Genomic DNA, 14806 nt, shown 5'->3' on the forward strand with positions numbered 1-14806 from the left:
AGACGAAAAAATACAAGTACACGATCATTTTCGCCAATTGATTGCACAAAATCAAGACGGAAAAATTCATGCCCTACAAATTAGTACCGCTAGTAGTATTCGTTCTGTTCAAGAGCGAAGTAAAGAATTAGTTACTGGTCGATTAAAAGACGTTGCTTATGCACGAATTGATGATCAAACCGAAGCGCTTGTTTCGATGATTGGGGAACATCAAGTAGACTATCGTTTTTTTATTGGTTTTAAACTGCTCTTGAATGAAGAAGAAGTTAGTATGAAATCCATGGGAAAATCGATTAAAAATTTACTATCTTCCTTTGTTCGTGATGTGAACCATCATTTAATGGGGGATTTTGTTTCCATGCCTCATGATGAAATGAGACGCTTCTCTAAAATGGAGTCTTTACTGCAAAACAAAATTTCAAGACGTTTCAAAATACGTCCTTTAGATAAAAATGATTTTGGTTATTTAATTGAACATCTTCATGGTCAATCAGATACTGCTTATGAGGAATATGACTACGTGCTTCGCCTGAAAAAATTAAAGCATGAAACTTTAGTGAAGCGTTATGACATCATCAAACCCACACGTTGTCTTATTGAAGAAAATCAGCGTTATTTAAAAATTGAACAAGAAGAACAAACAACATATGTTGCTTATTTTACCATCAATTCGATTGTTGGTGATTTGGAGTTTCCATCAGATGAAATCTTTTATTATCAACAACAACAATTCACTTTCCCCATTGATACATCCATGAATGTGGAAATTGTGACGAATAAAAAAGCATTATCGACTGTGCGGAATAAGAAAAAAGAACTGAAAGATTTAGATAATCATGCTTGGGAATCCAACAATGAAACAGGAAGTAATGTGCTAGAAGCGTTGGAACAAGTGAATGAACTAGAAGATGTACTCGATCAAAGTAAGGAGTCGATGTACAAGTTAAGTTTTGTCATTCGAGTTTCTGCCTCTAATTTAGACGAACTCAAACAGCGATGTAATGAGGTGAAAGATTTTTATGACGATTTAAACGTGAAACTTGTTCGCCCATTTGGAGATATGATTGGTTTACACAGTGAGTTTATTCCCGCTAGTAAACGGTATATGAATGATTATATTCAGTACGTTACATCCGACTTTTTAGCGGGGCTTGGATTTGGTGCTACACAAATGCTTGGTGAAACGGAAGGTATCTATATTGGATATAACTTAGATACAGGCCGTAATGTCTATTTGAATCCGAGTTTAGCAAGTCAAGGGGTGAAAGGTTCTGTTACGAATGCGCTTGCCTCCGCATTTCTAGGTTCACTTGGTGGTGGAAAATCATTCTCAAATAATTTGCTCGTTTATTATGCCGTGCTATTTGGCGGACAAGCACTGATCGTTGATCCAAAAGCAGAACGAGGTAATTGGAAAGAAACATTGCCAGAAATGGCACATGAAATTAACGTGGTGAATTTAACAAGTGATGACAAGAATAAGGGGTTACTTGATCCTTATGTCATTATGAAAAAGAAAAAGGATTCGGAAAGTCTTGCGATTGATATTCTTACCTTTCTTACGGGTATCTCTAGTCGTGATGGTGAAAAGTTTCCTGTGTTACGTCGAGCGATTCGTGCGGTCAGTCAACAAGAGGAACGAGGGTTACTTCTTGTCATCCAGGAACTTAGAAGTGATCCAAATCCATTAGCACGTCCCATTGCAGATCATATTGAAAGTTTTACGGATTATGACTTCGCTCACCTTCTGTTTTCGGATGGAACGGTAAAAAATTCGATTAGTTTAGAGAAACAGTTAAACATTATTCAAGTGGCTGATTTAGTATTACCTGATGCGGAAACGAGTTTTGAGGAATATACGACGATGGAACTACTAAGTGTCGCGATGCTGATTGTGATTTCTACCTTTGCATTAGACTTTATCCATTCTGATCGAAGCATATTTAAAATTGTTGATTTGGATGAAGCTTGGTCGTTCCTGCAAGTTGCACAAGGGAAAACACTCTCAAATAAATTGGTTCGTGCAGGACGTGCGATGAATGCTGGTGTATATTTTGTGACGCAAAACGCAGATGATTTAACCGATGAGAAGTTAAAAAATAATATTGGTGTGAAGTTTGCCTTTCGTTCTAGGGATATTAATGAAATTAAAAAAACATTGGAGTTTTTTGGAGTAGACAAGGAAGATGAAGGCAATCAAAGGCGACTTCGGGAGCTAGAAAACGGCCAATGTTTGATCCAAGATTTATATGGATGTGTTGGGATTATTCAAGTCCATCCTGTTTTTGAAGATTTATTTGATGCTTTTGATACTCGGCCACCTACAAATGAGAAAGAGACGAGGTGATCATGTGAAGAAGCGACAATTGAAAAAAGTGATCTTAACGGTAGTACTAATTGGTGCTGCCGTTTTTCTATGTCTTCTATTACTTGGCACTTTTGCACATGCAGCTGGATTAGTCGATGATACGGTATCGGAAGATAACTTGTATTCTATTTATCCATTAGATCATTACCAACTGGATTTTTATGTTGATACAGGTTGGGATTGGCTGCCGTGGAATTGGAATGATGGGATTGGTAAACAGGTCATGTATGGACTTTACACAATTACCAATTTCATTTGGATTATCAGTTTGTATTTGTCAAATGCCACAGGCTACTTAATCCAACAAGCTTACTCTCTTGATTTCATTTCCCAAACAGCAGATGCGATTGGGAAGAATATGCAAACATTAGCGGGGATTACGGCAAGTGGTTTCAGTAGTTCAGGATTTTATGTCGGTTTTTTGCTTCTGTTTATTTTAGTCATTGGGATCTACGTGGCTTATACAGGTCTAATGAAACGAGAAACAACAAAAGCGATTCGAGCGATTATGAATTTTTTAGTCGTGTTTCTGTTATCAGCTTCTTTTATCGCTTACGCACCAACATACATTACAAAAATTAATGATTTTTCTGCTGATATTAGTCAAGCAAGTTTAGACTTAGGAACAAAAATCTTAATGCCAAGCTCTACTAGTCAAGGAAAAGATGGTGTGGATATGATACGAAATAATCTCTTTTCTATTCAAGTAGAACAGCCATGGATGTTGTTACAATTTGATGATTCAGACAAAGAAACAATTGGTGAAGATCGCGTAGACACATTGGTTTCGATTAGTCCAGATGCCAATAACGGAAAAGATCGTGAAGATGCGGTTAAAGCAGAAATTGAAGATCATGACAATAAAAATTTAACGATTACGAAGACCACAACACGTTTAGGCATGGTCTTCTTTTTATTTCTATTTAACATTGGGATTTCCATTTTTGTGTTCCTATTATCGGGCATTATGATTTTCTCGCAAATTCTATTTATTATTTATGCGATGTTTTTACCGATTAGTTTTCTATTATCCATGATTCCAACTTTTGAAAACATGGGGAAACAAGCGATTATGAAGTTATTTAATGTGATTATGCTTCGTGCGGGTATCACGTTAATTATTACAGTTGCATTCAGTATTTCATCCATGCTTTACAGTTTAACAACGAGTTATCCTTTTTTCTTAATTGCCTTTTTGCAGATTGTCACGTTTGCAGGCATTTACATGAAACTTGGTGACATCATGAGTATGTTCAGCTTACAAAGTAATGATTCACAAAATGTTGGCCGTAAAGTGATGCGTAGACCTTATCGCATGTTTAATCGTGGTGGTCGCCGCTTACAACGTAATATTACTCGTACACTTGCAGGTGCAACAGCAGGGGCGACGGCTGGCGCATTAGTTGGTCAGTCTAAAAAAACAAAAGGGAGTTCATCGTCACTTCGCCCATTACAACGACTCACATCTTCACCAAAAAAGAATCAGGAAAAGATGAATGAACAGGCGAATCTAACTTCCTTAAGTCAGAAATTTGGTCAAGTAACTGGGAAAGTACTTGGTGCAAAAAGCCAAGTTCGTGCAAATATCAAACACCGAAAAGAACAATTGGTTGATTTACCAACAAGTACTAAATATGCAGTGATGCAAGGAAAAGAACAATTGAAAAAGCCTGTTCATGATTTTAAAGAAGGTGTTGTGCGAGCGAAAGAACAAAGAGAAAAAGCAGCAATAGAACGCACAGTGAAATATCGACAAACAATTGCAGATAAACGACGAGCATTGGATAAAAAGCGTGCATCTTCTCGTAATCAGTTTACTCATACACGACCTCATACACGACCTGTTACCCAAAGAGAACCGATTGTGAGCACATTCATACAACAACTAAAAACATCACCAAGTGCACAAGAATATTTAACCCATGGAATTCAGGACCAATTCAAACGGTCGAAGTTGAATAGAAAAATATCAGTTTATAAAGAACGGCCAGAAGTGGAACGTAAACAAAAAGTGATGAAGCATCCAGATAAACCAATCAAAGTAATGATGAAGAGACAGCTTCAGAAACGTTCTATACCTCCAAATAGGAGGGAACGTCAATGAAGGTCATAAGATTAAAAATAATGCTCATAACGTATGGAGTAGGCTTTCTACTCTTTTTTGGATTGTTGGTTTTTGTGGCACTCTTTATTTCTAATGAAGATGATTCATCAGGAGAAAATTATTCGGGTATTGATGGCGGGGGAAGTGTTTCTGTGTCAGCAGATGTATTAAAGCACCGACCAATGGTAGAGAAATATGCAAAAGAATATGGCGTTAGTGAATATGTGTCAACATTACTCGCAATTATGGAGGTGGAAAGTGGTGGAAGGTTAATCGATGTGATGCAATCGAGTGAGTCAATGGGATTACCACCTAATACTTTAGATTCGGAAGAAGCATCTATAGAGCAAGGAGTAAAATATTTTGCGGATTTAATTCAATCAGCAGAATCTAAAGTGGTAGATGGAAATACGGTCATACAAGCGTATAACTATGGCGGTGGTTTCATTGATTATGTCGCACAAAGAGGAAAAAAATATAGTTTTGACTTAGCACAAAGTTTTGCGAAAGAACATTCAGGTGGAAGTAAAACGACTTATACCAACCCAATTGCGGTAAAAAAGAACGGGGGTTGGCGTTATCTGTATGGCAATATGTTTTATGTCGATCTAGTCAACCAGTATTTTCATGTTCCGCAATTTGATGGTGACATTGTACAACTAGTGATGGATGAAGCGTTGAAGTATGAAGGCTATCCTTATGTATTTGGTGGAGATAACCCGAACACTTCTTTTGATTGTAGTGGACTGACGCAGTGGAGTTATCAAAAGGCTGGAATTAATTTACCAAGAACAGCACAACAACAATATGACGTCACCGAACATATTCCTTTATCTGAAGCAAAGCCCGGTGATTTAGTGTTTTTCCATTCAACGTATAATGCTGGAACGTATGTTACCCATGTCGGTATTTATCTTGGAGACAATCAAATGTATAACGCAGGTGATCCGATTGGCTATGCAGATTTAACGACTGCTTATTGGCAAAGACATTTAATTGGAGCAGGGCGCATCAAACAATAGAAAGACCTGCGGTAATATGTCAAGATAAAAATAGTTAGTTATTTATTTATCAAGGTACAATTATCTTAAAAAAGGCAACACAAAACCGATACCAGTAAAATTATGTAAATTACTGGTAAAGCTAAAGGATTCAGAAGCTATTTATGCTTCATATATCTACGCTCCTTTTGGGCGTGTAAATTTGGTTTTTGCGTAGTAGCGCATCAACCAAACGCACAAATTTTCTTGCGGTTAAGACGAGGGCTCTTTTATGTTGATGTTTCGGTACTTCTTGATATTTCTTTGCGTAATACTCACTGTATTCAGGGATCTGCCTTCTTACCGAGTTGGCGGCTTCAACTAAGTAATATCGTAGATACTGATTACCATTACGCGACAAGGAAGTGTGATCTGCAGTAAAGCGACCAGATTGGTGTTTTCGCCAATACAGACCAGCGTACTTGGCGATTTTCTCTTCATTATCAAACCGTTCAACTTGGCCAATTTCAGCGATAATTCCCGCTGTGAAAACAGGACCAATACCAGGTATTGATTGCAATACTTGAGGAATACCTTTCATAATTCGCTCAATAGATTTATCCAGTTCTTTAATCTGTTTTTCAAACGTCCGAATTAATGTGATAGACGTTGAAAGAATCGCATCTATGGAATCTTCAACAACCTTGTCTAAGCGATAAGAGGATCGTGCTGCTTTTTGAATGGATTTAGCTACTTGGTTGGCGTCTGGGAAGCGATTCCTTCCCTTTACCCTTAAGTAATCGGCCAAGTCTTCTAAGTCCATACAAGATAATTCTTCTAAGCTATAACTTTCTAAAAAGAAATCCATCATTGCTTTACCGAATACAGATGACTCCACATCCTCTGTAAACGTATTGCATTTATAGCTTAAATATTGCAGAAAGCGTTGTTTCTCTTGTGTGACCTGCCGGACTAATTGGTAGCGCGCTCGTGTTAACTGTTGAAGAGCAACATACTGTTCTTCTTTCACAATAGACATGGGCAGACGTCCAAAGCGCATATAATCCGCGATGACGAAGGCATCGATTTCATCTGTTTTATCCATGTCACTATAGCTCTTTTTGAAATTAGCTATTTGTTTAGGGTTCATCACAAACACTTGTCCACCAAGTGCTTGAATGAACTTATCATTGTGTAAAAACATGGACGGATGAAAACTATACACACTAGTTGATTCAAGACCGATGCGTAATTCACTGACAGATTTCCCTTGAACGGCATGTAGGATTTCGTCTCTTAACTGAGTAGCACCAGGCAAGTCATTGTCTACTGTGAAGGAACTTAACTTATCTCCTTCACCATTTAAAAAACAAACCTTGATATCAAAAGAACTAACATCTAAACCAACAAATAATTTCATGGGATTAACACTCCTTTCGATTTAGAATCATTGGAACTTAGCTCTTGGACGCTCTGAGATATCCCTAGTGTGAACGTTGATCAGCAGCCTCGTCTATGAGTACTATCCTTGTATCGAAAGCCGCCTTGGAGCTACTAACATCCAAGTTCGAATATCAAGGTGTACAGCCTGCGTGTATGAAGATCAAAACGCACACTGGGAAACAGTCTTTCTTATGCGGTTATGCCCGCAGGGGTTGAAAGAATTGTCCCAAATGATCCTATGACCATTATCTAGGAATATCACGGAACGTCCAAGGCGTTTGCCATATTATTCAGATAGGTACGCAATCATTTATAAAAATAATTGCACTTATTTAGTTACTTGGAACGAAAGGCGGCGACTCCTGCGGGAAAAGCAAATGGTTTCGGTGGGATGAACGATAGTGCAATCCCATGAGTCTTGAGACCCCACAGGAAGTGGTTTTCTTCCGAAGAGGCTCAAGCCATGCCCGCGGAAAGCGTCCTGTAGTGCAAAGTAACGGGTCTAACAGATGTAATAATTTTTAGAAACAGTGAGAAAAAATAGGTGGAAAAAATAATGCCTAAATATAATATACGAGGGTTGGAATAGATGAAAAACGTTTTTAGAAAAATTAAAAAACAAACAGTGGAAACAAAGTCATCGAAAACAAAAGTAAAAAGTGTTGGAACGCGTAAGAAATCAGTGACTGTTTTGTGGATTGTATTAATCAGTAGCCTTGTCTTTGGGATATATAAGAACTTTACAGCTATTGATCAACATACAGTTCATGAAAAAGAAGTAATTGAAAAAAAACTTGTGGACACTAGTGCAATTGAAAGCTTTACGAAAAGCTTCGTGAAGAATTACTATACGTGGCAAAATAATAAAGAATCGATTGAACAACGTGAGGAAAAGTTAAGCCATTATCTAACAGAGGAATTACAAGCTTTAAATAGTGAGACCATACGATTAGATATTCCCACCAGTTCGAGTGTGAGTGATATTGATATTTGGTCGGTGTCACAAGAGAAAGATGATACCTATTCGGTAGTTTATTCAGTAGAGCAAAAAATTGCAGAAGATAAGAATGGCGATAAGGTTCGCTCCACATATCGGATTTTGCTTCATCAGGATAAAGTAGGAAATTTAGTTATTACACAAAATCCTACTTTATGGAGTATACCGAATAAATCAGATTATGAACCACAACAACCTGAGAGTAATGGCACAGTCGACTCTGATACAGCGCAAGAAGTGACAGAGTTTTTGGAGACATTCTTTATGTTTTACCCGACTGCGACAGAGAAAGAGCTTGCTTATTATGTGAAAAACAATGCATTACCAGTAATCGGAAAGGATTATACATTTTCAGAACTTAGTAATCCAGTATTTCAGACAGTAGATCATCAAATAAAAGTATGGGTTGCTGTTAAATATATTGACGAAGTAACGAAATCTGTACAGTTTTCACAATATATACTCACGTTAGAAAAGGATACAAATTGGATGATTGTAGAATAAATAAATAAGTTTTATCGATACAGTGTTTTGACGAGAAGTAAGTTTTATACTATTGCAGACTGTCTCAAATATTATGTCCTAGACATAATAACGTTTGATTAGTAGGGTAACCCTTTTTAAGGTAGCCCTACTTTATTTGTTACTTTGAAAAAAGTTTGATAAAAATAATCCTTTAAGATAGTATTTTCGTAAATGGATAATTTTGCATTCATAAGGTACAGATAAAGTCATTGTAGTTTAATTGTACTTTTACACAACAAATCACTGTAAATACCTGTGTAAAAGTACAATAATAAAAATCTTACGAATTGTTCATGTGAAAAATCAACATATCTTATAAATATATTTTGGTTTCACATCTAGAGATACAAAACAAGGGAAATCTAAAGAAGTAAAATATTATTCCAGACGAACAAAAGGTTGGATATGCAGAAGGGCTTTTTCTTTTATGCAAAAGGAATTAAAATTGCAAAGCTGAAAATAGCAGTAATGGATTCGAGCATGGAGCCAAAATTACTATTAAACCAATTCTTATTACGTTTAATTACTTGCTAACCCTGTTTAACTAAATAAAAACAAGGAGAAATATATATGAATATAAGTTCAGGAATTGGAGATCCATATTTTTATGAATGGACTGTTGGATTAGACAAAATCACTTCAATGCTTATACCCGAAGAAGAGATAAAGTCGGTTACTCTTCAAGCTAGTATTGATACGCTAGATGATGTGGTCTGTGAATATTGTGAAAAAATTGAATATATACAAGTGAAACATACGAGGGTTGATGAAAAAATAGGATTTTCTTTTTTACTAACCAGGGACAAAAAATCTGATTCCCTCCTTATGAAAATTGCTAAAAGCTGGATGAAAGAAAAAAGCGAAAGCGATAAAGATTGCTATGCCACTTTGCTTACCAATAGAGAACCTGTTACAAGTGCTACTTCTATAATTAGAGGGGATGTAAAAATAGGGGTTCCTTCATTTAAAGAATTCTTTACTTGGTTCCAACAAACTAGCAGTTCAATCCAGTCGATAAATACCCTTAGGGAGCGTCTTCCGAATAAGGAATGGGCTAATGTACTTGAAGCTTGGCTTGAGGAAATCGATGTATTCGAGGATGAAAATGAAACAGTTGAATTTATTCAGAAATTCAAAATAGAGATAGAACACCCTAATACTCTAGAACTAGATAAAAAGATATTGGAAAAAATCATAAATATTTTTTCAGTTAGCCAAGAGACCGGTTTAGAGTTATATAAGTCACTCTTTTATTCTTTGAAAAAATGGGCATCTTCAACTAGGGAAAAGGAAAAAATTACTGTAGAAGAAGTGTACTCTAGTTTAGCTATAAAAGAAGAACGGTATCCACAGCATCTTTTATTACCACCAAGTCCTTTTTTTGAGAGTAGAAAAAATTTGATTTCATATATTGAAGAGCGCTCTAAAAATAAGTCACAGAAAATGCTATTTTTGTACGGTAAACCAGGAATTGGGAAAACGAGCTTAGTTAATTTTTTGGCTAATAAGCCTGATACAATTGTAGATTTACGGTACCATGCTTATATCCCAGTAACTCCAGAATACAAATATGTTAATTTGGATTTTGATAAGTCTATTACAGAAGAAATGATGTGGGGTTCGTTATTAAATCAACTACGCGAACTTTTTCGGGGTAAATTGTATAAGTATAAAGTACCTATTAGAAATCAGTTTCTGTCAAAAGAGGAACTTAGAGAGACAGTTCTGCGTTTGGCATCAGAGTTTGGGAAAATCCATAACAAAAATACAGTAATTGTAATTGATGGTATTGACCATGCCGCAAGATCTGGTTCAAAAGAAACTTTTTTAAGATCATTAATTAGTCCTGAAATAGTACCTGATAATATATTTTTTATTCTTTGTGGTCAACCAGCGGAGGATTATGAAGATTATCCAATTTGGCTGAATTCAGCTTCTGAAAGTTTAGACAAAGTCGAGCTAACAGGAATAACTTTAGACGATATAAAAGTTCTTTTGAGAAAAATAAATCCTAATATAGATGATTTTAATTCTGCAGCGAAAATTATATATGAGATTTCGAAAGGTAACACACTTTCGGCAACATTTGCCGCATACGAATCAAAGAATATTAAAGAAAGTACAGCACTATTTACTTATTTGAATGAAAAGAATTTAAGCTCTAACATAATCGAATACTACGATTCTATTTGGAATTCTCTTGATGAAAAAGTATTTAAAAATGGTTACCAAATTAAAGATTTATTAGCAACTCTTTTTTCTATTACAATTGAAAAAGTTTCAATTGATGATATTTTAGAGATTTTTAAAAGTAATGAAATAAGTAAAGTGGAATGGCAACAAATATTAAACTTTTATTCACCACTAGTGATAGAAAATGAAGGTAAATACGCACTTTATCATAATGATATTAGGGTATATTTAAAGAATAAACTTCGGAAAAACTCAAATATTATTACATATGTTGCGGGAAAGATAGCAACTTATTACCTCAATTTCTCTAAGAAAATAGAAATAAAACATCGAGATATTTTCCGGTTACTAGATTTGGCGAATAGGTCTTCCGAAAAACTTGATGTATTTTCAATGGATTATGTTAATGAAGCTATAACACTTGGGCAAGAAATAGATGGTTTACTATATCAATTTAAAGAAGTAGTTCAACAAAGTAAGATAGATTATGATTTTGAAAAGATACAGAACATTTCTTTAACTGCTATATACCTAAACCAATATATAAGGATTATGGATTATTATGAAGACCTGAAGCCAACAATAAAAATACCGAATTTACTGTATTCCGAATATGAAAGAATCAACCTAAATTCAGTTAAAATCAAGGATATAAAAATTGTAGTGGATGATATTAATACTCTTGTGAATGATAACCAATCTTACAGAGCAAAGGCACTTTTTGATAGGTGGTTCGGAGATTTTCAATCAGTAATTACTCATGTTAGCGTTAATGAATTATGGCATCAAGATCAAGGGCTATCACGAGGTACTTCTGATACCTTAACTCAAATTGGCTACTTATCTAAGATCCTGAATAGCAATATCTATATTGACTCTATTGAAATAAAAAACCAAATTAAAAGTCTAATTATATATGGACAATTAGAAGGATTAGCGAATAATACTAACACCACAATACTTCAATTTGCTAGATTTTTTAATAAAAACATACGTAAACTAAGCATTAATCAGCTTGAAGATCTTTTAGATAAATTGTTTCAGAATCAGGAATGGCTTAAACTGTCATATGTGCTTTCGAAAATTAAAAAGAATAAGGATTGGTCGTATAATTCGTTAGATATAAAAATCCTTTTTTTAAACACACTTATAGTGAGAAAAAAAAGTACAGATCCAATTTATAATGATGTTAAATTGAAAGGTTTTAAAGCTCTTAGTAATCAAGACTATCATTATAATAATAAACTTAATATGTACTCCGCCTACTCTTTTATTTTGGGGTATCTTGGGGATTTTGGATCTAAAGAGTTACAAATTAATGAGGGTATCCATGAATACTATTTAAAATATGGTGATGATCGGGGACGACCTTATTTAAAAAGATTAATCAGGATATCTTTTGAACTCGGAAATATTTTCGAGACAAAAAAATATATCGCTTTCTCTGATTTTAGAATATATCTAGATTATTTGTTTGATGAATGTATGACCCCTTTTTTAAATGGAATTTATGGAGTAGCTAATCAACTAAGTAAGTTTATATTTTATCTTATTGAGAATTCAAATGATGGGGTGTTGGAGTCAAAACTTACAAGTTATCTTTTGAATAGAACAAAAGGCTATGATTATCGTTCTAACTATTCAGTGACATTAACATGGGAATATTTAGCCACACGAGGGTATTATAATGAATTAGAAAACTGGTTCGAGTATTGGTTAGGAGTGAAAGGAAGAGCCTGGAACTCATCTCTTCAAGATAGTATTTCAACATATAATCTTTTTTCTGAACTTATGTTGAAATATGAGGTCAATAAAGGGATGGTCGACAAAGCAAGAAAAAGATTATACGAAAATTTGCTTGGTTTTATCGAACATAAAGATGGCGTACTTCACTATCCGTATGAAGTTTTCAAACGTGTTGTTGAAGATGATTTATCATATTGGAGCAGTAAGGGCTTGGATTTATATAATTTGTCTTTGTTAGCTAGTGAGAAGGGAGATAATTTACTTGCGTCCTCTATCGAGGATCTATTTTTTGAATCAGCAATATTATCGGGTTCTCAAGAATTTTATAGATTATTAAATAATGATTTTTTCGAGAAAAAACTCATTACAAAAATAAATCACATTATTTATTTTTTCAAAGAGAATTGGAAAACTTTAGACTTTGAAGAAGAAGATTTACTTGGTTTGTGGTGTTTAATAGAAGCAACATCTAGCAAAATATCTAATAATGATAATGCCCGAAAAATTGAATTTAGTAATCAAATTATAGAGAAGTTATCGAATGATAATGAGAGATTTTTAAAGGAAAGAACGGATGTATTGAAAAAGGTATATATTGAAAATTTATATACTAAAGATGATCCTCCAAAAGGTGTTCTTAAATATTATGAATTACCAATTGATAAACTAGTAAGTGAATTTTTAAATGACGTAGAACAGTTGGAATATAAATCTCATGCATGGGAAAGATTTGAAATTATTGCAAGTAGAATAGGTAACTATAGAACAAAAGATTTTACTAGTTATAGAGATGCACTTTTTTCATTCTTTATTAATAGAGAAAATCATTACAGTTGGGAATCAGATAATGCAAATGTTGCAGCAGAGAGTTTAATCCCTTTACTGTCCCCCCATCAAATAAAGGAAATGTATGCTGATATAATTGATAGCACACTTGTGTCGAGGGAACCTTCATATTGGTTAAGTAGCTTTACCGATGATGTGAATAACTATGTACTTTATATGATAAAAGCCTACTATCCAAATAAATTGATCCCTTTTTTTGAACAGCAAATTTCTATGTTGTCTTCATGGCATAATAGTAATTTTAGGAAAGTGACTTTGCCATCTATAAAAAAAGAAAAAATTTGTTGGTTAGATATATTTGAACAGTTGTTATGGTTATTATTTTCAACCGAGAATATCGAAAGAACTATGAATTCCCTTAATGGAATGTATTATTTTATGAAAAATTTAATTCATCGATTTGATTTTGTAAGACTACCTTCCCAAGGGTCAGTTAAACAAAAGTATTTTATTCTACTTTTATTAGAGAAATTGGCTAGGGAAAAACAGGATATTACTGTAGCAGAGCCCTTTTTAAATTATTGTATAAACGATAGTAAATTATTGAATTTGCGTCTTCAAAGTTCTTTGGTTTTAGCTTATAAAAATCAAGATATGAACAAACTTGAAAATCCTCTAAACAGAAAATCTGTCGAGAAAATTTTAACACAGCCTAAATCAGAATCTATTGAAATTCCATTTTTAATTCAGAGAAATGAAAAATTATTAGGTATGGAATTGGTAAGTGCATATTTGGAATCCTATCTATCACTTGAGAGGGAGTATTTAAAGATAAAGGAAATTGATTTAAGGGAAGACCGAATATTAAAGTTTATGGGTTCTGATAAGGAAGATTTTATCGTTCAAAGATTTTTAAATAATAAATTTGAGCATTTAAATACTTCCATCAGTACACTGTGTCAGCTATGTTTACCTATTGATGAACCAGATATTATTTTATTTAATCCAGCTTACTATGAGGAACTTGATAATTTCTGTAATAACCAGTTGGAGGAGCAATTAATTATTCAAAGCGGAAATAAAATATTAAATGCAAATATTCCAGAGAATGAAGTATTAGTGGCTGGTACAATTTCTTTCTATCCATCAAAAGAAAGTAAAATTATGGCTTTTTCAAAGAAAATAGTTAGTCCATATTATAATTCTGACGAAGAAATTGGGAAAATGTTTGGAGGAAGACAATTTCTAAAAAATTTAGCTGTTACTGAATCAGATTCAAACGAAAATTGTACATTATTTAACTTAACATATGGTTATTGTTATTTTGTTAATGAGTATTACAAAATGTCGCCATCCAATCTGTTTGTTTCGATTCAAGAATGGTTAGGGAAAAAGTATGAAATTCGTTTTGAATTATCATATGGAAAAGGTGAAGAATTTTATATGGATATGGCGACATTTAGGCAGCCAACGATGCAAAGGTGGATCATGAAGAAAGCTGATGTAGAAGAACTGCAAAAAGAATTAGGAATTTTATTAGTGGAAGCTAATGAGATTGGTAATCTTTAAGTTGAGTACTACATGATAGGTATTTCTATGCATAATCTCTGAGATGAGCAAAGAAATACTTATTGGGGTATTTCTGAAAATCCACTTGATTGTTT

At 34.1% G+C, this 14806-nt stretch carries 7 protein-coding genes; 6 read left to right on the plus strand and 1 reads right to left on the minus strand.

Translation table 11 applies throughout. The features are described 5' to 3' along the window. Positions 1-37 precede the first annotated feature (37 nt). Genes SPD53_RS10885 through SPD53_RS10895 form a run of 3 tightly spaced genes read left to right on the plus strand, consistent with a single transcriptional unit; the run spans position 38 to position 5494 of the window. The gene (locus tag SPD53_RS10885) at positions 38-2347 is read left to right on the plus strand and encodes an ATP-binding protein (protein WP_442946215.1); all 2310 of its coding nucleotides are present in this window, start codon (positions 38-40) and stop codon (positions 2345-2347) included. After that, on the plus strand, positions 2328-4472 hold the full coding sequence (locus tag SPD53_RS10890) for a CD3337/EF1877 family mobilome membrane protein (protein WP_336252558.1): 2145 nt from the start codon (positions 2328-2330) through the stop codon (positions 4470-4472). Before SPD53_RS10885 ends, SPD53_RS10890 begins: the two co-directional genes overlap by 20 nt. Before the next feature lie 5 nt (positions 4473-4477). Beyond that, a complete protein-coding gene (locus tag SPD53_RS10895; RefSeq protein ID WP_336252579.1) occupies positions 4478-5494 on the plus strand; it encodes a bifunctional lytic transglycosylase/C40 family peptidase in 1017 nt (338 codons plus the stop codon). Between the two features lie 148 nt (positions 5495-5642). Here the strand turns inward: SPD53_RS10895 and SPD53_RS10900 are convergent, their stop codons facing one another. Further along, on the minus strand, positions 5643-6872 hold the full coding sequence (locus SPD53_RS10900) for an IS110 family transposase (protein WP_123316898.1): 1230 nt from the start codon (positions 6870-6872) through the stop codon (positions 5643-5645). Positions 6873-7484: 612 nt separating this feature from the next. Between SPD53_RS10900 and SPD53_RS10905 the strand changes: the two genes are divergently transcribed. The 3 genes from SPD53_RS10905 (at position 7485) to SPD53_RS10915 (ending at position 14711) form a co-directional block, all read left to right on the plus strand. Further along, the gene (locus SPD53_RS10905; protein ID WP_336252559.1) at positions 7485-8396 is read left to right on the plus strand and encodes a conjugal transfer protein; all 912 of its coding nucleotides are present in this window, start codon (positions 7485-7487) and stop codon (positions 8394-8396) included. A gap of 420 nt (positions 8397-8816) precedes the next feature. Further along, the gene (locus tag SPD53_RS10910) at positions 8817-8951 is read left to right on the plus strand and encodes a hypothetical protein (protein ID WP_336252560.1); all 135 of its coding nucleotides are present in this window, start codon (positions 8817-8819) and stop codon (positions 8949-8951) included. Positions 8952-8987: 36 nt separating this feature from the next. Further along, positions 8988-14711 carry an ATP-binding protein gene (locus tag SPD53_RS10915; protein WP_336252561.1) on the plus strand — a complete coding sequence of 1908 codons (5724 nt, stop codon included), beginning with the start codon at positions 8988-8990 and terminating at the stop codon, positions 14709-14711. Positions 14712-14806 lie beyond the last annotated feature (95 nt).

Origin of the sequence: Oceanobacillus sp. MO10714A, assembly GCF_037072045.1 — a bacterium.
Taxonomy (GTDB): domain Bacteria; phylum Bacillota; class Bacilli; order Bacillales; family Amphibacillaceae; genus Oceanobacillus; species Oceanobacillus indicireducens.

What these genes read in the sequence shown, in the direction of transcription:
- SPD53_RS10890 (WP_336252558.1), top strand. Translation starts at nt 2,328, where the DNA reads ATGAGAAAGAGACGAGGTGATCATGTGAAGAAGCGACAATTGAAAAAA.
- SPD53_RS10900 (WP_123316898.1), bottom strand. Translation starts at nt 6,872, where the DNA reads ATGAAATTATTTGTTGGTTTAGATGTTAGTTCTTTTGATATCAAGGTT.
- SPD53_RS10905 (WP_336252559.1), top strand. Translation starts at nt 7,485, where the DNA reads ATGAAAAACGTTTTTAGAAAAATTAAAAAACAAACAGTGGAAACAAAG.
- SPD53_RS10915 (WP_336252561.1), top strand. Translation starts at nt 8,988, where the DNA reads ATGAATATAAGTTCAGGAATTGGAGATCCATATTTTTATGAATGGACT.